The following is a 23740-nucleotide window of genomic DNA, read 5'->3' as shown; positions in this document are numbered from 1 at the left end:
CCTTTTATAGCAACTCTCTAGGGTCAGTTACAACACCTGTAACAGCAGCAGCAGCAGCAACCAAAGGGCTAGCCAACAATGTTCTACTACCTGGTCCTTGACGACCTTCAAAGTTTCTGTTACTAGTGCTTACTGCATATTTACCAGCAGGAATTTTATCATCGTTCATAGCTAAACAAGCTGAACAACCCGGCTGACGCAACTGAAAACCCGCTTCAGTTAAAATATCTAAAATGCCTTCTTCTTTAATTTGTGCTTCTACAATATGGCTACCTGGTACTAACCAAGCGGTGATATTATCTGCTTTTTGTTTACCTTTTACAATACTTGCAAAAGCTCTAAAATCTTCAATACGACCATTGGTACAGCTACCTAAAAACACATAATCTACTGGTTTGCCAATGATTTTTTCGTTTTCAGCAAAGCCCATGTAGGCTAATGATTTTTTGTAAGAAGCTTCACCATCTTTTACTTCGGCAGCAGCAGGAATATTTTTGCTAATACCTGTACCTAAACCTGGGTTGGTTCCGTAAGTAATTTGTGGTTCTATTTGGTCAGCAGAGAAGGCTAATTCGTAATCAAATTGTGCATCTGCATCAGTTTTTAAGGTTTTCCAATATGCTACTGCTTTATCCCAAGCATCACCTTTTGGTGCTTTTTCTCTACCTTTTAAATAATTGAAAGTAGTTTCATCAGGTGCAATCATGCCACCACGAGCACCCATTTCTATAGATAAGTTACAAACCGTCATTCTTCCTTCCATGCTCATTTGCTCAAATACTTCACCTGCAAACTCGATAAAGTAACCTGTAGCACCGCTAGCAGAAATTTGAGATAAGATGAACAAAGGCACATCTTTTGGCGAAACGCCTTTGCCTAATTTGCCATTAATAGTAATGCGCATTTTTTTAGGCTTTGGCTGCATAATACATTGAGAAGACAATACCATTTCTACCTCAGAAGTACCAATACCAAACGCAATAGCACCAAAAGCACCGTGTGTAGAGGTGTGCGAATCGCCACAAACGATGGTCATGCCGGGTAACGTAATGCCATTTTCTGGTCCAATAACGTGTACAATACCGTTTTTAGGATTATTTAAACCCCAATGCGAAATGCCGTATTTAGCAGCATTGGTTTCTAATGCTTTTAATTGATTGGCAGACAATGGATCTTCAACGGGTAAGTGTTGATTGATAGTAGGGGTGTTGTGGTCAGCGGTAGCAAAGGTTCTATCAGGAAACATGACACCGATATTTCTTGTTTCTAAACCTAAAAAGGCAACCGGGCTGGTTACTTCGTGAATAAAATGACGGTCGATAAAAAACACATCTGGACCATCTTCAATCTTGCGAACCACGTGGGCATCCCACACTTTATCAAACAATGTACTAGCCATAAAGCTTCTGTTTATTTATTAAAAATAGTTTGTAAATATCTGTATTTTTTGTTTTTGGTAAGTAAATAGAACAAAAGCCTACGTATCGCTTCTATCATTTACAAATACCTTTTTCTTACTCGCTTTCAAAAGTAAAGTATTGAAGCATGATAAAAACATACTTATTTTGTCAATTATCAATACTTAATAGGTATTTATGGAAATAAGACATCTCAAATATTTTCTCATTTTGGCAGATGAATTGAGTTTTGTAAAAGCATCAGAGAAGTTATTTATCTCACAGCCACCTTTAAGCCGTCAGATAAAAGAATTAGAAGACGAGCTAGGGGCAAGATTATTTGACAGAAATAGTAAAAAAGTAGAACTAACAGAAGCGGGTAAATATTTTAAACAAGAAGTAACGCTGCTTTTAGACAATTTGGATAGAGTTAAACTGAAAACCCAAAAGATTGGCAATAATATCAGCGGTGAGTTTAGAATTGCCTATATCAGCTCAACGTTTTCTGGTGATATTGCTGAGTTAATTAAGTTTTTATCTAGCAAATATCCATTTGTAAACTTTAGTTTGTACGAAGTACCTACCGCAAGGCAAATAAGCGATTTAGAACAAGGTAAACTTGATCTTGGTATAATACGAGCGCCACTCAAATCGCCTAAAATTGCTACGCATTTGTGGTTTAGAGATAGCTTTTCGGTAGTATTTAACAAGCAATTGGTTCAGCTTGATACGGAAGAAGATATAGAGAAATTAAAGGAAGAGATTTTTGTATTTTTTAATAAAGATTATGCGCCGCATTATTACGAGTTATTGCTTGAAATATGCGCTGGTTACGGTTTTGTACCGAAAGTTGTTCATGAATCTAACAATATTTCATCTATTATTCAGTTGGTTAAAAATGGATTGGGGTCATCTATTGTGCCCACCAATATTTTAAAAAGTCACAACTATTCAGAGCTTGGTTTTATTGAACTTAAAAAGGGTAATTTATTCACCGATGTATTAATTGCTACACCAAAAGATGATGATTCTGAAATAGCAAAAGCAGCTATTGGCTTTTTGTTGCGGTAAATAAAAAAGCTCTCTTAAAATTTTAATTCTAAGAGAGCTTTTACTAGATTAATTAAGCATCAACTATTTAAATCAATTCAACTTTTTCCATGATGTCGCCAGCTTGTATTTGGTCAATAATTTCAACACCGTCTATTACTTTACCAAAGCAAGTGTGTACGCCATCTAAATGGCTTGTATTGTTACGGCTGTGGCAAATGAAAAACTGAGAACCGCCTGTGTCTTTGCCTCTGTGTGCCATAGACAAGACGCCGCGGTCGTGGTATTGTTTATAACCTTTTGTTTCACATTTAATTGAATAACCCGGCCCACCAGTACCATTGCCATTTGGGCAGCCGCCTTGTATCATAAAATCTGGAATTACCCTGTGAAATGTAAGGCCATTGTAAAAACCTTCATTGATTAGTTTTTTAAAATTCGCCACAGCAATTGGTGCTGCATCGTCGTACAATTCAAATGTTATCACACCTTTTGCGGTTGTAATAGTGCCTTTGGTTAATGTTATCTCGTTCATATAAAAATCAAATTAGCTAACGAAAGTAAAGGTTTAAAATGATTAGGTTAACGATACTGCAGCACTGACGTTTAGCAATAATAAAAAAGCCCACAGTTGCCTGCGGACTTTTTACCTCATCACATCACACAAATATTACTACGCTTCATTTCTAAACACCACAATATTGTCGAAAATATCTACCAAAACGGGCTTGGTTTTATCTATCATACCACCTAGTATTTTTTTACTTAGCTGATTGATGATTTCTTTTTGAATCAAGCGTTTTAATGGTCTTGCGCCAAATTGTGGGTCGTAACCATTTTCAGCTAAATAATCTAGTAAGTATTCTGAGAACTTTAACTCAATACCATTTTTAGCCACTAATTGTTTTAAACTTTCTAGTTGTATGGTAATAATGCCTTTGATTTCTTTTTTCATCAATGGCTGAAACATAATTACTTCATCTATTCTGTTTAAAAACTCTGGTCTGATGGTCTGTTTCAATAAATTCACTACTTCAATTTTGGTTCTTTCTACAACTTCCTCTCTATTGGCTTCAGTTACATTTTCAAATGCATCTTGAATAATGGTGCTACCCATATTACTTGTCATGATAATAATCGTATTTTTAAAATTCACCACCCTGCCTTTATTATCTGTCAATCGACCATCATCTAGCACTTGTAGCAACACATTGTACACATCTGGATGCGCTTTTTCAATTTCGTCTAATAATACCACGCTGTAAGGTTTTCTACGTACTGCTTCTGTCAGCTGACCACCTTCATCATAGCCAACATAGCCAGGAGGTGCACCTACCAAACGGCTAACTGTATGCTTTTCTTGGTACTCACTCATGTCTATACGGGTCATCATATTTTCATCGTCAAACAGGTAATCGGCTAAAGCTTTTGCCAACTCTGTTTTACCCACACCTGTAGTACCTAAGAAAATAAATGAACCAATTGGCTTTTTAGGATCTTGCAAACCTGCCCTGCTTCTTCTAATTGCATCTGCAATAGCAGTAATGGCTTCTTCTTGCCCAATTACTCTCTTGTGTAACTCATCTTCTAAATTCAAGAGTTTTTCTCGTTCGCTTTGTAGCATTTTGCTTAAAGGAATACCTGTCACTTTAGATATTGCTGCAGCTATATCTTCAGCATCTACTTCTTCTTTTAGCAAACGTTTTTCAGAGAAACTATCTAGTTGATTAGTGAGTTCAGTAATGGCTATTTCTTCGTTTTTTATTTTGCCGTAACGTATTTCTGCCACCTTGCCAAAGTCGCCATCACGTTCTGCACGTTCAGCTTCTGTTTTAAGGCTATCAATATTAGCTTTTGCTGTTTGTATTTTTTCTACAATCTCTTTCTCTTGTTTCCATTTGGCTTTAAGTGTATCACGTTCAACACTTAGTAAAGAAATATCTAATGACAAATCCTTCAATTGCGATTCATCTTTCTCGCGTTTGATGGCTTCTCTTTCAATTTCTAGTTGACGAATTTGACGTTCTAATTTATCCAATTCTTCAGGCATAGAATTCATTTCGAGTCTCAATTTTGCGGCGCTCTCATCTATCAAATCGATGGCTTTGTCGGGTAAAAAACGGTCGCTAATATAGCGGTGCGATAATTCAACAGCCGCAATAATGGCTTCGTCTTTTATGCGTACATGGTGGTGCGTTTCGTAACGGTCTTTGATGCCCCGTAAAATACTCACTGCATCGTCTACACTTGGTTCATCTATCAATACTTTTTGAAAACGACGTTCCAACGCTTTGTCTTTCTCAAAATATTTTTGATACTCGTTTAAAGTGGTTGCACCCACAGCCCTTAACTCACCACGAGCCAAGGCTGGCTTTAAAATATTGGCTGCATCCATAGCACCTTCACCACCACCCGCACCAACAAGCGTATGTATTTCATCAATAAACAAAATAATTTCGCCATCGCTTTCGCCTACTTCTTTTACCACGGCTTTTAAGCGTTCTTCAAATTCGCCTTTGTATTTAGCACCTGCTATTAGCAATCCCATATCTAAGGCAAAAATGATTTTGCTCTTCAAGTTCTCAGGTACATCCCCATTTACAATGCGCATGGCTATACCTTCAGCAATGGCGGTTTTACCTACACCTGGCTCGCCCACCAAAATGGGATTGTTTTTATTTCTTCTTGATAAAATATGTAACGTTCTACGTATTTCTTCATCACGACCAATCACAGGGTCTAGCTTGCCTTTACGTGCCAAATCGTTTAGATTTTTAGCATATTTCTGCAAAGCATTGTATTGGTTAGATGCTGTTTGTGAGTTAACCGTGCTGCCTTTTCTCAATTCTGTAATCGCTGCTATCAAACCTTTTTCGGTAAGGCCAGCATCTTTCAATAGTTTTGATGTATCATCATTAACCTGCAACAAGCCAATTAATAAATGTTCGACACTTACAAATTCATCTTTAAACTTAGCTATAGATGCAGCTGCTTTTAGCAATGCATTATTTAAATCTCTACTCAAGTTTTGAGCAGGTTCTGTGCCACTCGCTTTAGGTAGCTTTTTTAAACTTTCGTCTAATTTTAAGTCTATTAAGCTGGTGTTTACAGCGTTTTTCTTCAATAGGTAATCTATTGAACTGTCATCGTCATTTAGTAAAGCTTTTAGTAAATGATTGGTTTCAATGTTTGGGTTACCATTGTTAAACGCCACTTGTTGCGCTGCTTGAATGGTTTCCTGGGCTTTAATGGTATAATTATTTAAGTTCATAGTTGTAGATTTATTTGTCAGAACCTAGATTTAAAAAGCTTTACAGGATTAAAGGATTGCTATAAAAATTACGTTTGTCCTATAAATCAATAAAATCCTACAAAATCTTGGTTCAGACTTTTATCTTTAACGCAAACTCTAATCCAACAAATTAATTCGGAAAAAATGTCTGTAAATTGCAAATTAACCTGTCGCAAAGTCTTATCTGTATTGAGTTTCATGCTATTGTTTCAGTTTGCCCATGCGCAATACGACTTTAGTGGTATTGAGAAAAAGTTTGATGCTTTTAAAGATGATATCGGGAAAAATTTTGTTTGCCTGATTTACAAAGACGGTAAGATTATTTACAAAAAAGAAGTGGAAGGTTTTGACGCAAGGGCACAAGCGCATATTGGGCAAGCAAGCAGATGGTTTGTAGTGGCTTTGGTGATGAGTTATGTAGACCAAGGCAAAATAAACCTAGACGAAAAAGTGAGTACTTATTTGCCAATATTTGCCACTTATGGTAAAAAGTACATCACTGTTCGCAATTGCCTTACAGAAACGACGGGTATAAAATCTTGCAATCCTTCGGGCAAAACACTAGAAGAAAGGGTAGATGCCTATGCTAGCAAATGCGATATTAATACGAACCCTGGCGAAGCGTTTGATTATGAAAATATTGGTATTACCATTGCTGCACGTGTATGCGAAGTAGTTGCAAAACGTGGATTTGAGCAAATTATGAACGAGAAAATTTTTAGACCGTTGGCGATGCGTAATTCCAGTTTTTTTAGTGAATCTGGTAATGTTAATCCTGCTAATGGTGCATTAAGTGCTGCCGAAGATTATATTAATTTTATGAGCTTATTTTTAAATAAGGGGCAATTTAAAGGCAAGCAAATATTAAGTGAAAAAGCCATTGAGGAAATGACCAAAATACAGATTACGACTAGTATGATTAAGCAAGCGCCAAAGCCTGTGGTTGGATATAATTATGCCTTAGGTACCTGGGCTATCGAAGCCAAGGATACTAAAGCCACTGCTATTGCAAGTCCGAGTATGTATGGTATGTTTCCTTGGGTAGATATATGTAGAGGGTATGCAGCAGTCATTTTTCCTAAATCTGGCAATGGTGAAAGTAAAAAGGCTACTTTAATTAGTATTAAGCAGTTTATTGATGGGGTGATAGGTGATTGTCATTAAGTGAATGGTCATTAGTCATTTGTCAATAGTCCTATAGTAATTATAAAATTGGAAATCGGTTCTATCTAATGACCAATGACAATTGATTAATGACTCAAAAATACAATTATGAAATTAATTCCAAGTATCTGGTGTTTCTTATTAGTAAGTACCATTGTTATCGCTCAAAAAGATGCTAGTAAAATTGACAAATGGCTAGCTGAAAATGTAAAAGATCTTGGTGGTAGGGCAGTAATGGTGGTGTGGAAAGATGGTAAAATAGTATACAATCATGCAGAAAATAGCTTAACCAATCGTCAAAAAATGGTGGCTAAATTTTTGGCAAATAGGCAAGGTGGTAATGCCGAAGCAGCAACACAAGATTTTACAAGTACTACTCGTGCACGAATTGCAAGTTGTAGTAAATGGCTAAGTGCGGCCTTGGTAATGACTTTTATAGATGAAGGCAAGCTAAGCCTTGATGATACCATTGGTAAGTTTTTACCTGTAATGTCACAAAACGGTAAGGGCGGTATTAAAATTTGGCATTGCTTAAGCCATTTAACTGGTATTAAAGGCCTTGAAGGCAAAGATAGCTGGACAGAAATGACCCACTATAAAACCATGGACGAAGCCATGGCAAGCATTAGCAAGCAACCTGTAGAAGTTGAAGCCGGCAAAACCTTTCATTATGGTAATACTGGCTTGCAAATAGCCGCAGCAGTAATAGAAAAAATTGCAAAAAAAGACTTCGAAACTTTATTTCAAGAACGCATTGCAAAACCTTGTGGTATGGTACAAACTGACTTTGGGAAAGTAGCGGTACCACAAGCTGCTGGTGGCGCTTTTAGTACTGCAGAGGATTATATAAACTTTTTGGTAATGCTACTAAATGAAGGAAATTTTAATGGTAAGCAAATATTAACTGCTAAGTCTGTAGTCACTATGCAACACAATTATGCCAAAGGTGCTACCATAATGGGCTCACCAAAAGAAGCAGGCAATTTTGGATATGGCTTTGGAGAATGGACGATGGATGACAACAACCGCTCTATTGCTGTTACTAGCCCGGGCTTGTTTGGTACTTTTCCTTGGATAGATAACAAAAGACATTATGCTGCTATCTTGTTCTCTTTTAATCTTAATTCAAATGGAAGACATGAGCGCTATGTATCTTTAAAAACAACTGTAGACGAAGTATTTGGTCAATAATAACCACTAATTATCAACTAACTAACCACTATGTTTGAACACAAAACCCAACCTTTATTATCTAAAAGCAAGTATTATAACCGCTTATATCGTAGTATGGCCTTATTTTTTGGGCTATTAATTGTTTGTTTAGCCATAGGCGTATTTGGCTATCATTTTTTTGCACAATTAGAATGGTTAGATAGTCTACACAACGCATCAATGATATTGAGTGGGATGGGACCTGTAGCAGAAATTAAAACCGTAAGCGGAAAATTATTTAGTAGTTTTTATGCCTTGTTTAGTGGTGTAGCTTTTATCACTAATATTGGTTTGTTACTTACGCCTGTGGTGCATCGCTTTTTTCATAAAATGCATGTAGAAAATAACTAATGCTATTGTTTTAATAAGAACTAGCTAGAAAATAGTGCTTTTAATTTTCGCTTTGATTTGATAATTATCAATAGCATCATGTTTTTTTGTTAATTTTCTATGACAAATTTGGGGTAAATAAAAGCGATTATAAAAATCGTATTTATAATCGCTTAACTAATAAGTGATTCCGCAGGGACTCGAACCCTGAACCCGCTGATTAAGAGTCAGCTGCTCTACCAACTGAGCTACGAAATCTTTATTAGGGCTGTGTATATAACCCTTGATTAACCAAAAGGTTTAATTCATTTTTTCATGATCATGTCGCTCGCTTTTGATAGCTTGCGGTTTTAATGATTCGCATGAAAAAGTTTGCCGTTATAGTAGCTGGGGGTAGTGGTTTACGTATGGGTGTAGCTACGCCCAAGCAGTTTTTATTGTTGCATAACAAACCTTTGCTTTGGCATACAATAAATGCTTTTGCCAATGCTTTTGCTGATATACAAATCATACTTGTTTTGCCACAAGCGCATATATATTTTGGTAATAATATTGCCGAAATGTTTCCTGAGTCTGCTATACAAGTAGCTATCGGCGGTGATTCTCGTTTTCAGTCAGTAAAAAATGGATTAGCTTTTGTGCCAAATGATGCCGTTGTTTTTGTGCATGATGGGGTACGTTGTTTAATTACACCACAATTAATACAAGCATGTTATACGCAAGCATTGGCAAAAGGCAGTGCTATACCTGCGGTAGCAGCTACGGATAGTATTCGTATTGCTGATGGCGACAGTTCTGTAGTGGCTGATAGAAATAATGTACGCATTATTCAAACGCCACAAACTTTTAAAAGTGATTTGTTGCTGCCAGCATTTCATCAGCCTTACAAGGACGCTTTTACCGATGAAGCGACTGTGGTGGAAGCTTTCGGTGAAAGAGTATTTTTAATAGAAGGCGATTATACTAATCTAAAAATTACAAGACCTATCGATTTGCTAATAGCTGAAAAGATTTTGGAAGAACGTGCCTTTTAGTGTTTGAATAGTTTCAAAGGCCAAGGTAGTTTGTTAATGATGAGTGATTGGTAATATTCTATTTCTGTATTGCCAAACTGCTCATAAAACCTTGCAAATTGTGGAAAATCGCTACCTTCAAAATCAAGCCAATAATGGCCGCCAGAAAATTGCTCAATTACTTTATCCTTTAGTAAATGCGTAGCACCACAAGCTAGACTTTCTGGTAAATTACCATTTAAAATAAAGGTGATTCTATTTTTGAATATCCAATAAATGCTACCAGCAATTAATTGTTGTTGTGCGTTAAAAGCACCTATGGTAAAGCATTTGCCATCTTTTATTAATTGTGTTGCTAATTGTTCAAACTGCACATAGTCTGAGTTTTTAGCGCCAATCGTATCGTTAAATCGCTGCCGATGCATGGCAATAATATCGGTTGGAGAAATAGTTGTTTTTACTTCTACACCAAGTTCTATTGCCTTTTGAATATTGCGCTTTGCTGAGCGGTGGTAGTCGCCTCTTAAGGCAGTGTAAGGTTTTGTAATGTTTAGCAAATAATTTGTTCTAGTAACTGTTGGGTAAGCTGATATGGAATTAGCTGCGTTAAGATTTGTTTCTATATACCAAAAATTGGATGGAATTTTTTTGATAAACGCGTCTACAATATCAGGAGTTATTTCATGGATTGAAAATATGCCACTTTGCTGTGTCATGGCTGGCTGATAAATATAGTTGATGCCATATTTTTTTCTATATGGTAATGGCATTACAGTTAAGTAATCATTATTTACCAAAGCACACCATTGAGAGTTGCACATCAAATCTAAATAGGTACTAGTCGCATAAATCAATCCATTTGCGCTAGCATTAATACAAGCATCCCATAACTTGGTATTTATTTGCTGCCTTGTTACAAAATGTATTGCTTGCGCTGCTATCATTTTTACAGAGGTATGTATTTACTCAACTTGTGTAAACTTAGTTTTTGAACATCAATACTGAAAGAAATGGTCTTCAAAAAACTGCCTTCACCTAGCACCGATTTGTTGTAATCTCTATACACTTTACTGCTCAAAATGGGAAAGTAAACATTTACAATATCCTTTAGTAGCGGTAATTGCAAGCCTGCATCGTATAAAAAGCGATTACCAGTCGCATTGTCTTGCCAAGCTTCTGCATACGTACCAATATCAACAAAAATCTTAAGCGGAATATTGAAAGGAAGTATTTGTAATGGATTGATTTTATCTGGTAAATTACCATCAAAATTTACCGCCATTAACCAATTATCTGTTTTACCTACTTTACTACTCAATAAGTCTGTGCGCACTTTAAAAAAGCCATCGCGCTGCATAATCTGCTGGCTTGCAAGGCCTTGAAATTCGTTTCTGCCTATAAAATAATCGCTGTAAGTGTAATCTTCATTGCCTTTAGGGCCGCTTAAATTTAAATAGTAGCGGTCAGTTTGATAAGCTGTAATGTAGGTTTTACTTTGTAGGTAAAAGAATTTGCCTGCAAAAAAACGTGCATTAATACCGCCTTTATTGCGCACATAATTAAAGAAGTAATTGCCAGTAAAACCTGCTCTTAAAAAGTTGCTACCCTGATCGATAGTTAGGTTAGCAATAAATGGATACAAAGCTCTGTCGTTACTCCAGTTTATTTTTAGTTGGTTAATATATGATTGTTCCGCTTGTTTGCTTGCAATATCAATATTGCCACTTGGTGTAATAACTGTTGTAAAACGCAAAGCATCTTCACTTAGTAGAAACGTACGTAATTGAAAGCTTAATTTTTCAGTTGAACGGATGTCTTTATTGTATAGTGTGTATTTGACAGAAGGTACTATCCTTATTACATTTTGAAAAATTTTTGCTTGCTGGTTATCAGGTTGAAAATCACCCATCGTGTACTTGGCGATACTTGAAGAAAATTCCAGCCAGCTATGCTGTTTAAATATATTATAAGAAGCTCTACCAAATATATTAAAAGCCTTGCTACCAGTAGCGTACATAGGTGCTACTAAAAAATTAAACTTCTGTAATGGTATTTGATAATTGTGTATATAAGCGCCTACCATCAATTTATCGTATTGATTAACACCTAAAGCTGGGCCAATTGAAATTTGCTGTGCGTTATAATTTGGCTTTAAAGGCGGTAATACGTTAAAACTTATTACTCTTTTAGTTGTTGCAGATTGTTTTGTAATAGTATTTGTGGTAAATAATTGTTCGTATAAACTATCTATATTCTGCTGACTATTTGCTTCTATTGCTTGCTTGAAATCAGCAGGGTAGGGATGTTTAAACTGCCATTGCTGATAATATTCTTGCATGGCATTTTTAAAGATAATAGGTCCAAGTTGCTGCTCTAGTTGTTCCATCCATTTACTTGCTTTTGTATATACATACAAACCGTAATTTATACTCGTAAAGGCATCGCTCGTTTGGTCAATTGGTTGTTCTTTATGAATGTTTTGGTAGGCTTCAATTAATAAGTTTTCAGTGTTTGTTTCAGTGTATTGTTCGTTTTTTTTAAGAGGATATCTGGTAGTGGTATATTTCTTTTCGTAAAAAGTATTCATGCCTTCATCCATCCACGCATGGTCTCTCTCATTGCTTGCCAATGCGCCGTAAAACCAGTTATGACCAAGTTCATGCGCAATGGTAACATCTAATTCTCGCCCACCTGCTTGTGTGGTAATTAAAGTAATCGTTGGATATTCCATACCGCCACTCACCGTATTGTCTGCGCCGCTTACTATGCTTGCTATACTATAAGGATAATCCCCAATTTCATTACTATAAAAGTGTAATCCAGCTTTTGCGTAGTTAATACTTTTTTGCCATTTAATCACATTCCAAGGGGTGTAAAAACTATAAACATCCACTGTTTTCGTTTTTAAAACAACAGTATCTTTTTGTACTACAAATTGCTTGCTGGCAAACCATGCAAAATCGTGTGCATTCGTAAGTTTGTACTCCAATATTTTGATGTCTTTAGCACTTACTGGCGCTAAATATTCTAGTTGTTTTATTGGCTTTGTCGTTTTCTTTTTTATGGCTTTATCAAATAAAATATAATTGGCTTGTTTCGTTATCGGCTCACTAGCCAGTTGCTTCAATCTCTCTAACTCTTCTTCATTCTGTAATATACCAGATGCTGCTACTATATAGTTATTAGGCAAAGTAATTTTTACTTCATAGTTTCCAAATTCACTAAAAAATTCACCTTGGTCTAAATAAGGCATTTCGTGCCACCCTTTTGCATCGTACACTGCTGGCTTAGGATACCACTGTGTTACTTGATAGCTTTGCCCAACATGACCGCCACGAGAAAAATTGTAAGGTAACTGAACATGAAAAGGTGTTGTAATGCTGATAGATTTACCTGGTAATAAAGGTTCTGGCAACAATAATTTTGCAATATCAATATATAGTGGATGCGCTTCTAATTTGACTGCTTTGCCAGCTACCTTAAATGCCAACTGATTAATATAACCCTTATTACTATCTGCTGCAAAATAAAATTCAGTTCTACCTAATCGCAACATCTGTTCACTAAATGCCGATTTATCATTTTTGTAAGCATTTGGCCACAAGTGAAACCAAATAAAATGCAGCGTATCAGGTGAGTTATTCGTATATTCTAGCTGCTCAAAGGCATCCAAACTATGTTGTTTATCATTTAACAGTACCTCGATGGTATAATTAACTTGCTGCTGCCAATAATTATTTTTTTGCGCAGCAACAACTAACATATTACTGATAAGAACGATTACAACTAAAAGGTATCGTACGCAATGCATTTATGGTTTTATTAAACGTTGGTTAGCATGAATTTTTTCCAAAATTTGGTGTGCCACTTCCATAGCTAGTAAGCCATCAATTTCGCTAACGGTAGTAGGTTTATTGTTTACAATGGCATCTACAAAACTTTCCAATTCAAGTTTTATAGCACTTTCTTGTTGTACCTCTGGATTAGCAACTGCAATGGTTTTTTTACCGCTAGGCGTGTCTAAATCAAATGAGAAAACATTTGCATCGTTTGGCTGTTTTAGTTTGATGATTTCTGTTTTCTTTTCTAAGAAGTCAATACCTATATAAGCATCTTTTTGAAACAAACGCATTTTACGCATTTTCTTCATACTGATGCGACTACTTGTAAGATTGGCCACACAACCATTGTTAAATTCTATGCGAACATTGGCAATATCAGGCGTTTCAGTCATTACCGCTACGCCGCTTGCCTGTATATTTTTTACGCCACTTTTTACCATACTAAGTACAATATCGATGTCGTGAATCATCAAATCTAATATCACACTTACTTCAGTACCACGTGGATTAAACTGCGCCAAACGATGCACTTCAATAAACATTGGATTGATAGGCGTATTTTTTATAGCCAAATAGGCAGGGTTAAAACGTTCCACATGGCCTACTTGCATTTTTACATTGGCTTCACGCACCACATCTACCAAAGTTTTCGCTTCTTCCATAGTATTGGCCAATGGTTTTTCTACAAATACATGTTTACCTTTTCGCAGCGCTCTCATGCACACTTCAAAATGTCTATCGGTAGGTACAACTACATCAACAATGTCGCACGCATCAAATAATTTATCCTCATCCAAAAAACGTTTAAGGCCATATTCTTCGGCCACTTGCTTAGCCATCTCATTATTGGGGTCAAAAAAACCAACCAATTTCACGCCTTTTATTTCCTTCCAATTATTCAAATGATACTTTCCTAGGTGACCAACACCAAAAACACCAACATTCAGCATATCAAAAAATTTAGTTTGTAAATATAGCCATTGCAATAAGTGGTGGCTTTGTAATTTGTAAACAGTATGTTGGTAGCATTTTTTGAAAAATATTTTGTAATTATTTAAAAATAAGTTTGGCTCATCAATTTAGAACCCTTACTTTTGCAATCCAAATAAATCGCGAGATAGAGCAGCGGTAGCTCGTCGGGCTCATAACCCGAAGGTCAGAGGTTCGAACCCTCTTCTCGCAACAGACAAATAAGAGCCTCATTCGAGGCTTTTGTTTTTTACAAAACAAATTAGTTGATGCAAAAACACTAGAGCATTGAAATGTTTAAAGTGTATATTTTATATTCAGCATCTTTCAAAAAAATCTACGTTGGATTTACCGCCAATTTAGAAGAAAGATTACGGTCGCACAATGAATTAGGTGTAAAAGGCTGGACAATACAATATAGACCTTGGACACTTATACACAGCGAAAGCTTTGAAATAAAGAAAGATGCAATGGCTAGAGAAAAAGAACTCAAAACTGGAAAAGGTAGAGAATGGATACATGAGGTTCTTTTGAAAAACATATTGTAAGAGGGCTCATATCCGCCGCTGCGGACAGAGGTTCGAACCCTCTTCTCGCAACAGACAAATAAGAGCCTCGTTTGAGGCTTTTTTTATTATTGGATATTGGAACACGGATGACACGGATTATTAAGATGCTCACTGATTTTTCTGTGCGTATTTGTAGAACTTATGATTAATTTTATCTGTGATAATCCATTCAATTATGAAAATCTGTGTTCCTATCAAATAAAGTAACATGAAAGCAGGCTTTGTAAACATATTCGGCAAACCCAATGCAGGTAAAAGTACTTTGCTGAATGCCTTGATGGGTGAGAAAATGGCGATTGTTTCACCGAAGGTGCAAACAACAAGGCATCGTATAAAAGCTTTCTTGAATAAGCCAGACGAATACCAAATTATTTTTTCTGATACACCAGGTATTATTGAGGCGCGTTATAAGCTGCACGATAAAATGATGGGGGCTGTAAAAAGTGCACTCGAAGATGCAGATGTGGCACTTTTAATGGTAGATGCCAACGATAATTTTGAAGAATCTGACGCTATTTTCTCTGCATTGAAATTAAAAGTACCAAGCTTAGTTATTTTAAATAAAATTGATATTGCCAAAAATGGAAAAATAGCCGAGGCAGAAGCATTTTTTGCCACAAAATCATATTGCAAACAACTCATAAAAATCTCTGCACTAGAAAAACATCATTTGCAAAAACTATTAGATGTGATATTAACTTTCATGCCTGATGGTTTTCCGTTTTATAGTGAAGAAGATTTAAGCGATTTGCCAACACGTTTTTTTGTAAGTGAAATTATTCGGGAAAAAATATATGAATTGTTTGGCGACGAAATTCCTTACCACACGGCTGTATTGATAAATGAATACAAAGAAAAAGAGGCATTAACCAAAATACAAGCAGATATTGTGGTTAATAGAGATACTCAAAAAACCATCATTATTGGTGAGCGCGGTAAAATGATTAAGGAAATTGGCACTTTGGCAAGAAAAGATATAGAAGCATTTATACAACAAAAAGTATTTTTAGAACTGTTTGTAAAAGTGAAGCCTAAGTGGCGCGACAACGACATGCGGTTAAAAGAATATGGGTATCATTAAAATGTACGATGTAAGATGTTGGACGTTAGATGTATTGACCCACATTGTACATCCAATATCAAAAATTTAACAAAGAATCATGAGTTATACAGTAGCAATTGTAGGAAGACCAAACGTAGGTAAAAGCACGTTGTTTAATAGATTTCTAGAACAACGCAAAGCCATAGTAGATGATATTAGTGGCGTAACGAGAGACAGACAATATGGTATTGCTGAATGGAACGGTAAGCCTTTCAACTTAATAGATACAGGTGGTTTTGTGCCGCAAAGCGATGATATTTTTGAAGTGGAAATTCGCAAGCAAGTAAAAATTGCGGTGGAAGAAGCCAATGCTATTGTATTTATGGTAGATGTGGCTACCGGTATTACAGATTTGGATGATGCGATGGCAGATATGTTGCGCAGAAGTACCAAACCAGTGTATTTGGTGGTAAATAAAGTAGATAATGGGCAGTGTGAACTAGATGCAACCGAGTTTTATAGCCTTGGTTTTGAAACCATTTATACAGTAAGTAGTATTAGTGGTGCAGGTACAGGCGAATTACTAGATGCGATTGTGGCGCCTATTACACAAGCAGATATTGATGGTATTTTGGCGCAAGAGGAACTACCAAAATTTGCCATTATTGGCCAGCCAAACGTTGGTAAATCTTCTTTATTAAACGCTTTGGTAGGTGCAGAAAGGACCATTGTAAGCGATATTGCGGGTACTACACGTGATACTATTCACACACATTATAATTTATTTCAGAAAGAATTTATATTAATAGACACAGCGGGCTTACGTAAAAAAACCAAAGAAAAAGAAGATTTAGAGTTCTACTCAGTTATTCGCGCCATTCGTGCGGTAGATGAAGCAGATGTATGCTTGCTAGTAATTGATGCCGTAAATGGTATTACGGCACAAGACGTAAACATATTTAGTTTGGCAGCACGCAAGGGTAAAGGGATTGTGGTATTGGTGAATAAATGGGATCTCATGAATAAAGAAACCAATACAGCTCGTGATTATGAAGCCAAGTTGAAACAAAAAATAGCGCCATTTACCGATGTGCCTATTTTGTTTATTTCTGCAAAAGAGAAATTACGTATTCTAAAAGCCATAGAAATAGGCTTAGAAGTGTACGATAGTAAAAAACGTCGCATACCTACTTCTCAATTAAACGAAGTAATGCTAAAAGCCATCGAATCATACCATGCGCCAGTTGTACGTGGTCATGCAGTGAAGATTAAATTTGTTACACAAATACCTACACATGTGCCATCATTTGCATTTTTTACCAATTATCCAGATGATATCAAAGCACCTTATAGGAATTATTTAGAAAATCAGTTGCGTAGTAAATTCAATTTTAAGGGCGTACCTGTAAGAATATTTTTTAGAAAAAAATAAAAAAGTGCGTTAAAATTTGGCGGTTATGATCTGAACCCTATTTTTGCAACAAATTTTAAACCAAAATTACAATGAAAAAATTATTCGCAATGTTCGCTGTAGCAGTAGTATTTGCTGCTTGTGGTAGTGGTGCTTCTAAAGATGCTGCTGCTGATTCAACTAAATTAGCTGATTCTATCAAAGCTGCTGATTCAGCTAAAGCTAAAGCAATGGCTGCTGATACAACTAAAAAAGATACTAGCAAAATGGCTATGGATACTACAAAAAAATAATTTTGTAAGTACGAGCGAAAGCGTAATTCTTATTATAAATGCCCTACAAATTGTAGGGCATTTATTTTTGGAATAACATCTCGGTATTTTGAGTTATTGCCAATAACTGCAAAGTGAAGGATAGCTTATATTTTGCTTTGTAAAATTCTTCTTTACTATTACATTATTTGTAGTTATCGGTGTATTCTGTTTATTAGAATAAATATTGTTTCAGCTTGTTGCACTTGTAGGCGAATGCTTTAAAGAAATAATAAAATACTTGGCATGGTACTAGTATCTATATTGGAAATTGTTTTTTATGAAACACAATCACCATGAAGAAGCAGCGAAGCATCACGAAGAAGCTGCTAAACATCACAAACAAGCACATGTACACCACGTAGCTGGTGAGGATGAAAAAGCAGCTCATGAAGCACATGCCGCTAGAGGGCATCATGTAGTTGCACATCAACATGCTGACGATGCCGCTAAAAAGCATTCAGAAAAGCATCTTTAATTAAAGCGATGTATTTCTAAGGAACCACCATTTTGGTGGTTTTTTATTGTAATTTATTTAAGATGATTAGATCAAGTTGTAAATAAACGATATGAGTATTATCTCGCTATAGTATGCATCTACATTATCTCACCCATACACCTGCTACCCATAGCTCGCCATGTCTCGTTCTGCGCCAATAGCCAGGCATATAGCGGTAACCTACTCTTGGCTCAGTCCAGTAACCATTTACATACACGTATCTACCGCCTCGCCAAACCCATTCAGGTTCAATCCAAATTGCGGTAGGTCTTGGTGCAACTGGTCTTATAACCACAGGTGCTACTGGGCGTACTCGCACATAAAAACGCTGTGCGCTGGAATAATTACTTATTAGCAAACTGCTCACTAAAATACTCGCTAACAATACTATTTTTTTCATGATTTGTTGGTTTGTAATAGTTTTAAAATAGTAGCTGGCTATATGATGGTTTACCATTTATAAGGTTTAAACAGCTATTTGTTAAAAAAATAGGCGCAGATTATGAGGTAATTGTTACATTGTACAATCATTTTTTTACAACAAAAACCAATACTATATGCGTAAAGTATTTTTAAGTTTACTGCTAGTAGGCGCAACTATTAGTGGTATAGCACAAAGCAATGCAGCCTGGTTGCGTTATCCGGCTATTTCGCCCGATGGCAAAACCATTGCTTTTGGTTACAAAGGTGATATTTATAGAGTAGATGCGAGTGGTGGGGTAGCAGTACCACTTACCATTCACGAGGCACACGACATGATGCCAGTTTGGAGCCACGATGGTAAATACATTGCTTTTGCCAGCGACCGCTATGGTAATTTTGATGTATTTGTTATGCCAGCTACAGGCGGTACACCCACACGTATTACATATAACAGTGCAGGTGATTTTCCCTTTGACTTTTCTATAGATAATAAACAAATCATCTTTGGTAGTGCTAGAAATGTTCAATCAAGTAATGTGCGTTTTTACAGCCCAAGATTGTTTCAAAACCTTTACAGCGTAAGCGTTACAGGCGGTACACCTGTAATTATTTCTGGTGCAGGGATGGAAAGAGCACATTACAACAGTAAAGGTACTCAAATAGTATTTGAAGACAGAAAAGGCTACGAAGACCCTTGGCGTAAGCACCATACTTCATCTGTGACAAGAGATGTATGGGTAATGGATGTAGCCACTAAGCATTACAATAAAATAAGTAGTTTCGAAGGTGAAGATAGAGAGCCTGTATTTAGCAGCGATGATCAATATATATACTATTTAAGCGAGAAAAATGGTAATCAAAATATTTACAAAGCATCTTTACAACAAAAAATCGCTGAACAGCAATTAACGAGTTTTACAACCAATCCCGTTAGGCATTTAAGTGTAAGCAATACCAATACCCTTTGCTTTACACAAGACGGTGATATTTATACCCTTGCAAATGGCGGCTCGCCCAAAAAACTAAGTATACAGATATACAACGATGGTAGACAAAACGTAGAAAAAAATATACCTGTAAATGGTAATGTGGGTGAGTTTGCTTTATCGCCAAATGGTAAAGAAATTGCTTTTGTGACACGTGGTGAAGTATTTGTAACTAGTGTGGACGGCACACAAACCAAACGTATTACTAATACACCACAACAAGAACGCATGGTATCGTGGAGCGCAGATGGTAAAACCTTGATTTATGCGGCTGAGCGAAACGATAATTGGGATATTTATACTACTTCTATTGTACGAAAAGAAGAGCCATATTTTTATGCCGCCACGGTATTAAAAGAAGAACCATTAATAGCCACCGCTGCAGAAGAGTTTTTACCAAAATATTCGCCTGACGGTAAAGAAGTAGCGTATTTAGAAAATAGAAATGTGTTAAAAATATACAATATTGCTAGCAAGCAATCACGCACGTTAATACCTAAAGGTCATAATTATAGCTATGCTGACGGTGATTTAGATTTTAACTGGAGTCCTGATGGTAAATATTTGTTGGCCGATGATGACTATTTTGGTTTTGGGGGGTCGCATGCGGCAGTAATTAAAGCCGACGGTTCAGGTAAAATTGAGCACCCTATAAACAGTGGCTTTGGTGAAGATAATCCTAAATGGGCGATGGATGGAAAATTAATGACATGGGTAAATAATAAAGAAGGTCGCCGTTCTATTGCTTTTCAAGGCAACAGAGAATTAGATATTTATGGTGCTTTTTTAGACCAAGCTGCTTATGACCAATTCAAATTATCTAAAGATGATTATGCTTTATGGAAAGAAAAAGCAACGCCAGAAAAGAAAGATACTACTGCTAAAAAAGACTCTGAAAAAAAATGGGCGCCAGATTTTACAGATATTGATAACAGACGTGTGCGCTTAACCATTAATAGTTCTTCTATTAGCGATTATGCTGTTACGCCTGATGGTAGCAAAATTTATTACTTAGCAGCTTTTGAAAAAGGTTACGATTTGTGGGTAACCGAGCCACGCACGAGAGAAACTAAAATTTTAGCTAAATTAGGCGGAAGCCCGAGCGGTATACAAATGAGCAAAGATGGCAAAGCAGTATTTGTAACCAATAATGGTACTTTATTAAAAATAGATGAAAGTGGCAAGCCTACACCTATTAGTGTTGCAAGTGAAATGGTGCTAGATGCTGCCAAAGAAAGAGCCTATATTTTTGAGCATTGCTGGCGTCAGGTAAAAGAGAAGTTTTATGACCCAACTATTCATGGCATAGACTGGCAAATGTATAAAGATACTTACGCGAAGTTTTTGCCACACATCAGTAATAACTACGACTTTCAAGAACTATTAAGCGAAATGCTTGGCGAACTAAATGGCTCGCACACTGGTGGCAGATATAGCCCCCAAATGCAAAACCCAGATGTAACCGCAGCCCTTGGCTTGCTTTACGATGAAACCTATACAGGTAATGGCCTGAAAGTTACTGAAGTAATTGCTGGTGGCCCAGTAGATAAAGCAAGCAGTAAAATAAAAGCAGGCTGTATTATTGAAAAAATAGATGGTGAAACGCTAGTAAATACAGAAGATTGGGCAAAGTATCTTAACCGTAAAGTGGGTAAAAATACCTTGCTTTCTGTACTAGATACAAAAACTAATGCGCGTTTTGAAGAAACAGTAAAACCAATACTATTTGGTGAAGAGAGCGCTTTGATGTACAAACGCTGGACAAATATGATGTACAACCTGGTAGACAAACTAAGTGGTGGCAAAGTAGGCTATGTACACGTACAAGGTATGAACGATGGCAGCTACCGCACCACGATAGATGAAGTAATGGGCCGCAATAAAAATAAAGAAGCCCTTATTGTAGATACCCGCTTTAATGGTGGTGGCTGGCTACACAACGATTTAAATACCTTTTTAAGTGGTAAACAATATCTAAGCTTTGCACCACAAGGCAATCTTGTGCCACCTACCGAACCAATGGATAGATGGAGCAAACCGAGTTGTGTGGTAATGAGCGAGGGCAACTATAGCGATGCCTTTATCTTCCCTTATGTGTACAAGCAAAATGGAATAGGCAAGCTAATAGGTATGCCTGTGCCTGGAACTGGTACAGCTGTTTGGTGGGAAACACAAATAGACCCAACCATTGTATTTGGTATACCAATGGTAGCCACTATTGGTAAAGAAAATCGCCCAACGGAGAACCTACAAGTAGAACCTGATATGAAAGTGCCTTTGCCTTATGAAGACTTACTAAACGGCAAAGACACCCAAATAGAAGCAGCGGTTAAGGAAATGTTGAAAACGATTGGTAAATAATTTTAGGTCATGAGTGATAGGGCATCGGTTGAGGAGGCGGTAGTGAGTTGACAGATAGTACCGCAGACTTTCCAAGTTTTAAAAACTTGGAAAGTCTAAGTAATAAAAACGCCTGAAGCAATTTTGCTTAAGGCGTTTTTTGTTGATGCACTTATTTAAACTATGAAGCTCTACGAAAAGCCTTCAAGGGTTTACCTACAATTCAAAATTTAATGTATCTATATGTCCACGGCTGATGTGCTGTGGTTTGGTTACTGCGGGCTTGCTTGCCCCTATTGCTTGCACCTGATAGTCGCCTACTTTTACCCCTATAATGCTGTAACTACCTGTAGCATCGGTAGTGGCCGTTTTAGCAGTACCCACAACACTTACAATTGCACCCGCTACTGCCACACCATTTACAGTTACTTTGCCTTCTATACCACTGTGGCGCATACCTGTATTTTCTAAGGCACTATTTTGGGCAAAGCCTGTTACAAATGCTGGATGCGAGGTTTTAAAGCGTACCAAAAGGCGTTCCATTTGGGCAATATTGCCACGAATCAATTTAATCACATTGTTAAGTTGGGTATTGGCATTGTTAGCACCTGCATCTACCACTTGCGCCACCCCAATTTTACTGTCAAATGCTTGTGCATCTGCCAGTACGGCTGCAATAGCTGCAGGAGTAATATCGTACGTAGCAAAAATAGGGTCAGCCATAAGGGCAGGGGTAAATAGCGCTAAGGTAGCTTTAGTAAAAGGCAAAATATCTACATCTTTCATTAATACAATATCTCTTTCGCTAATATCTGTTTTTAGTAGTAGGGTATTGTTGTTTTCGTCTACCGCATAGGCATATGCAAGGCTACATATATCGCTGAGGCTATGGGCTACGGTTGTTTTAAGTTGGGTTTTAGTTCGACTTTCAGCGGTTCCAGATGCTTCTTTGTCTTTAGCAAGTGCAGCAATGGCAGTACGATTGGTAAAAAACGAAGCTGCTGCTTTTGCAAATGGGGCATAGCTGCTATAAATGGTAGCGTTGCTCTCTAAAAATACCGCTAAGCGGTTTACACGATTCATTTCTCTGCTTTGGGTTACTGATAACATGGTAGTTTAGTGTTTAATGATAAATATTTTTTCGACGCTATAAATATCTAAGGTAAATATATGTTATTATTTACTACTTCTCAAAGCATAATTTTAACAGTAAGTTATCTATAAACGATATCACGCTTGTAAAGTTTGTGTATTGCTTTAAGATGTGTGTTATTGCTAGTTGATTGTCTGTTATTGATAATGCAAAGGGTGTTATTGCTAGTTGATTACCTGTTATTGGTGATGCAAAGGGTGTTATTAGTAGTTGATTGGCTGTTATTGATAATGCAAAAGGTGTAATTGGTAGTTGATTGTCTGTTATTGATGTTTGAAAAAGTGTTATAAGTGTTGAATGAGGAGTTATTGGAAATATTCAAAGCGGGCTAATAAATATAAGAAAATAATTTTTAGTGTAAAGATTGGTTTTGTATATTGCAGATAGATGTGATGGGTGTAGGGAATGTGTTTGTAAAAAATTAATACTAAATACGTAATCCTTTGCGACTGTCGTACACATACTTTTAATGGGCAGGTGTATTGATTAGAAGTTGGTGTGGAATTTTGCAAGTTTTATTAACTTAAAAATATAAATAGGTAATAATTAAATAATGAATACAACATTTAAAATAAGTAGTCTTTTTGCATTTATTATGTTGCTTTTATCTTGTAATCAAACAGCATCAAGCCAAATTAATAATCAAACCATTACTAAAATAGAACTGCTAATGTAAGCTCCCCTGAATCTCGCTCATTTAAAAGTTGACAAAAATGTTAACTTTAAATGACCGATAT

At 36.5% G+C, this 23740-nt stretch carries 19 protein-coding genes and 2 tRNA genes; 12 read left to right on the top strand and 9 right to left on the bottom strand.

Annotated elements, in window-relative coordinates:
• Positions 1 to 4 precede the first annotated feature (4 nt).
• On the bottom strand, positions 5 to 1399 hold the full coding sequence (leuC, locus tag ACFOW1_RS05965) for a 3-isopropylmalate dehydratase large subunit (RefSeq protein ID WP_379012886.1): 1395 nt from the start codon (positions 1397 to 1399) through the stop codon (positions 5 to 7).
• 196 nt (positions 1400 to 1595) lie between these two features.
• On the opposite strand from leuC, the gene ACFOW1_RS05960 reads away from it, so the two are divergent.
• Positions 1596 to 2468, top strand: coding sequence for a LysR family transcriptional regulator (locus ACFOW1_RS05960; RefSeq protein ID WP_379012885.1), 873 nt, complete (start codon positions 1596 to 1598; stop codon positions 2466 to 2468).
• A 67-nt stretch (positions 2469 to 2535) separates the two neighbouring features.
• Here ACFOW1_RS05960 and ACFOW1_RS05955 read toward each other — a convergent pair whose 3' ends face one another.
• Entirely contained in the window at positions 2536 to 2982 is a 447-nt protein-coding gene (locus ACFOW1_RS05955; RefSeq protein ID WP_379012883.1) for a peptidylprolyl isomerase, read from the bottom strand.
• Between the two features lie 138 nt (positions 2983 to 3120).
• Positions 3121 to 5718 carry an ATP-dependent chaperone ClpB gene (gene clpB / locus ACFOW1_RS05950; protein WP_379012882.1) on the bottom strand — a complete coding sequence of 866 codons (2598 nt, stop codon included), beginning with the start codon at positions 5716 to 5718 and terminating at the stop codon, positions 3121 to 3123.
• 165 nt (positions 5719 to 5883) lie between these two features.
• Between clpB and ACFOW1_RS05945 the strand changes: the two genes are divergently transcribed.
• The 3 genes from ACFOW1_RS05945 to ACFOW1_RS05935 all read left to right on the top strand — a co-directional run bounded on the left by ACFOW1_RS05945 (position 5884) and on the right by ACFOW1_RS05935 (position 8466).
• Complete coding sequence (locus ACFOW1_RS05945) at positions 5884 to 6903, top strand: serine hydrolase domain-containing protein (protein WP_379012880.1); 1020 nt, start codon at positions 5884 to 5886, stop codon at positions 6901 to 6903.
• Between the two features lie 108 nt (positions 6904 to 7011).
• The gene (locus tag ACFOW1_RS05940; protein WP_379012879.1) at positions 7012 to 8094 is read left to right on the top strand and encodes a serine hydrolase domain-containing protein; all 1083 of its coding nucleotides are present in this window, start codon (positions 7012 to 7014) and stop codon (positions 8092 to 8094) included.
• 30 nt (positions 8095 to 8124) lie between these two features.
• Positions 8125 to 8466 carry a hypothetical protein gene (locus tag ACFOW1_RS05935; protein WP_379012878.1) on the top strand — a complete coding sequence of 114 codons (342 nt, stop codon included), beginning with the start codon at positions 8125 to 8127 and terminating at the stop codon, positions 8464 to 8466.
• Positions 8467 to 8630: 164 nt separating this feature from the next.
• On the opposite strand, the gene ACFOW1_RS05930 is transcribed toward ACFOW1_RS05935, so the two are convergent.
• Positions 8631 to 8703 (bottom strand) — tRNA-Lys (locus ACFOW1_RS05930).
• Positions 8704 to 8807: 104 nt separating this feature from the next.
• Between ACFOW1_RS05930 and ACFOW1_RS05925 the strand changes: the two genes are divergently transcribed.
• Entirely contained in the window at positions 8808 to 9479 is a 672-nt protein-coding gene (locus ACFOW1_RS05925) for a 2-C-methyl-D-erythritol 4-phosphate cytidylyltransferase (protein ID WP_379012876.1), read from the top strand.
• Here the strand turns inward: ACFOW1_RS05925 and ACFOW1_RS05920 are convergent.
• From ACFOW1_RS05920 to ACFOW1_RS05910, 3 genes are read right to left on the bottom strand one after another with little or no spacing between them, the layout of a single operon-like run.
• Entirely contained in the window at positions 9476 to 10402 is a 927-nt protein-coding gene (locus tag ACFOW1_RS05920) for a hypothetical protein (RefSeq protein WP_379012874.1), read from the bottom strand. The genes ACFOW1_RS05925 and ACFOW1_RS05920 overlap by 4 nt on opposite strands.
• A gap of 2 nt (positions 10403 to 10404) precedes the next feature.
• Positions 10405 to 13221 (bottom strand): M1 family metallopeptidase, encoded by a 2817-nt coding sequence (locus tag ACFOW1_RS05915; RefSeq protein WP_379012872.1) that lies wholly within the window; start codon positions 13219 to 13221, stop codon positions 10405 to 10407.
• Positions 13222 to 13269: 48 nt separating this feature from the next.
• On the bottom strand, positions 13270 to 14250 hold the full coding sequence (locus ACFOW1_RS05910; RefSeq protein WP_379012870.1) for a Gfo/Idh/MocA family protein: 981 nt from the start codon (positions 14248 to 14250) through the stop codon (positions 13270 to 13272).
• Positions 14251 to 14411: 161 nt separating this feature from the next.
• On the opposite strand from ACFOW1_RS05910, the gene ACFOW1_RS05905 reads away from it, so the two are divergent.
• From ACFOW1_RS05905 to ACFOW1_RS05880, 6 genes are all read left to right on the top strand, one after another.
• A tRNA-Met gene (locus ACFOW1_RS05905) sits at positions 14412 to 14483 on the top strand.
• A 79-nt stretch (positions 14484 to 14562) separates the two neighbouring features.
• The gene (locus tag ACFOW1_RS05900) at positions 14563 to 14817 is read left to right on the top strand and encodes a GIY-YIG nuclease family protein (RefSeq protein ID WP_379012868.1); all 255 of its coding nucleotides are present in this window, start codon (positions 14563 to 14565) and stop codon (positions 14815 to 14817) included.
• A gap of 229 nt (positions 14818 to 15046) precedes the next feature.
• A complete protein-coding gene (gene era / locus ACFOW1_RS05895; RefSeq protein WP_379012866.1) occupies positions 15047 to 15919 on the top strand; it encodes a GTPase Era in 873 nt (290 codons plus the stop codon).
• 79 nt (positions 15920 to 15998) lie between these two features.
• Entirely contained in the window at positions 15999 to 17312 is a 1314-nt protein-coding gene (gene der / locus ACFOW1_RS05890) for a ribosome biogenesis GTPase Der (protein ID WP_379012864.1), read from the top strand.
• A gap of 71 nt (positions 17313 to 17383) precedes the next feature.
• Positions 17384 to 17584 (top strand): hypothetical protein, encoded by a 201-nt coding sequence (locus ACFOW1_RS05885; RefSeq protein ID WP_379012862.1) that lies wholly within the window; start codon positions 17384 to 17386, stop codon positions 17582 to 17584.
• A gap of 298 nt (positions 17585 to 17882) precedes the next feature.
• Complete coding sequence (locus tag ACFOW1_RS05880) at positions 17883 to 18080, top strand: hypothetical protein (protein ID WP_379012860.1); 198 nt, start codon at positions 17883 to 17885, stop codon at positions 18078 to 18080.
• A gap of 124 nt (positions 18081 to 18204) precedes the next feature.
• Here the strand turns inward: ACFOW1_RS05880 and ACFOW1_RS05875 are convergent, their stop codons facing one another.
• Positions 18205 to 18501: a hypothetical protein gene (locus tag ACFOW1_RS05875; protein ID WP_379012858.1), complete on the bottom strand. Its 297-nt coding sequence runs from the start codon at positions 18499 to 18501 to the stop codon at positions 18205 to 18207.
• Between the two features lie 157 nt (positions 18502 to 18658).
• Here ACFOW1_RS05875 and ACFOW1_RS05870 point away from each other — a divergent pair, with 157 nt between their 5' ends.
• Entirely contained in the window at positions 18659 to 21871 is a 3213-nt protein-coding gene (locus ACFOW1_RS05870) for a S41 family peptidase (protein WP_379012856.1), read from the top strand.
• Between the two features lie 195 nt (positions 21872 to 22066).
• Here the strand turns inward: ACFOW1_RS05870 and ACFOW1_RS05865 are convergent, their stop codons facing one another.
• Positions 22067 to 22960: a carboxypeptidase regulatory-like domain-containing protein gene (locus tag ACFOW1_RS05865; RefSeq protein WP_379012855.1), complete on the bottom strand. Its 894-nt coding sequence runs from the start codon at positions 22958 to 22960 to the stop codon at positions 22067 to 22069.
• Positions 22961 to 23740: the final 780 nt, after the last annotated feature.

Origin of the sequence: Parasediminibacterium paludis (genome assembly GCF_042651445.1) — a bacterium.
In the GTDB taxonomy this organism is placed as follows: domain Bacteria; phylum Bacteroidota; class Bacteroidia; order Chitinophagales; family Chitinophagaceae; genus Parasediminibacterium; species Parasediminibacterium paludis.
This window is presented reverse-complemented; position numbering and strand designations above follow the sequence as displayed.

Excerpts from the sequence above, each read along its gene's own strand:
- leuC (WP_379012886.1), bottom strand. The coding sequence starts at position 1,399 with ATGGCTAGTACATTGTTTGATAAAGTGTGGGATGCCCACGTGGTTCGC.
- ACFOW1_RS05960 (WP_379012885.1), top strand. The coding sequence starts at position 1,596 with ATGGAAATAAGACATCTCAAATATTTTCTCATTTTGGCAGATGAATTG.
- ACFOW1_RS05955 (WP_379012883.1), bottom strand. The coding sequence starts at position 2,982 with ATGAACGAGATAACATTAACCAAAGGCACTATTACAACCGCAAAAGGT.
- clpB (WP_379012882.1), bottom strand. The coding sequence starts at position 5,718 with ATGAACTTAAATAATTATACCATTAAAGCCCAGGAAACCATTCAAGCA.
- ACFOW1_RS05945 (WP_379012880.1), top strand. The coding sequence starts at position 5,884 with ATGTCTGTAAATTGCAAATTAACCTGTCGCAAAGTCTTATCTGTATTG.
- ACFOW1_RS05940 (WP_379012879.1), top strand. The coding sequence starts at position 7,012 with ATGAAATTAATTCCAAGTATCTGGTGTTTCTTATTAGTAAGTACCATT.
- ACFOW1_RS05935 (WP_379012878.1), top strand. The coding sequence starts at position 8,125 with ATGTTTGAACACAAAACCCAACCTTTATTATCTAAAAGCAAGTATTAT.
- ACFOW1_RS05925 (WP_379012876.1), top strand. The coding sequence starts at position 8,808 with ATGAAAAAGTTTGCCGTTATAGTAGCTGGGGGTAGTGGTTTACGTATG.
- ACFOW1_RS05920 (WP_379012874.1), bottom strand. The coding sequence starts at position 10,402 with ATGATAGCAGCGCAAGCAATACATTTTGTAACAAGGCAGCAAATAAAT.
- ACFOW1_RS05915 (WP_379012872.1), bottom strand. The coding sequence starts at position 13,221 with ATGTTAGTTGTTGCTGCGCAAAAAAATAATTATTGGCAGCAGCAAGTT.
- ACFOW1_RS05910 (WP_379012870.1), bottom strand. The coding sequence starts at position 14,250 with ATGCTGAATGTTGGTGTTTTTGGTGTTGGTCACCTAGGAAAGTATCAT.
- ACFOW1_RS05900 (WP_379012868.1), top strand. The coding sequence starts at position 14,563 with ATGTTTAAAGTGTATATTTTATATTCAGCATCTTTCAAAAAAATCTAC.
- era (WP_379012866.1), top strand. The coding sequence starts at position 15,047 with ATGAAAGCAGGCTTTGTAAACATATTCGGCAAACCCAATGCAGGTAAA.
- der (WP_379012864.1), top strand. The coding sequence starts at position 15,999 with ATGAGTTATACAGTAGCAATTGTAGGAAGACCAAACGTAGGTAAAAGC.
- ACFOW1_RS05885 (WP_379012862.1), top strand. The coding sequence starts at position 17,384 with ATGAAAAAATTATTCGCAATGTTCGCTGTAGCAGTAGTATTTGCTGCT.
- ACFOW1_RS05880 (WP_379012860.1), top strand. The coding sequence starts at position 17,883 with ATGAAACACAATCACCATGAAGAAGCAGCGAAGCATCACGAAGAAGCT.
- ACFOW1_RS05875 (WP_379012858.1), bottom strand. The coding sequence starts at position 18,501 with ATGAAAAAAATAGTATTGTTAGCGAGTATTTTAGTGAGCAGTTTGCTA.
- ACFOW1_RS05870 (WP_379012856.1), top strand. The coding sequence starts at position 18,659 with ATGCGTAAAGTATTTTTAAGTTTACTGCTAGTAGGCGCAACTATTAGT.
- ACFOW1_RS05865 (WP_379012855.1), bottom strand. The coding sequence starts at position 22,960 with ATGTTATCAGTAACCCAAAGCAGAGAAATGAATCGTGTAAACCGCTTA.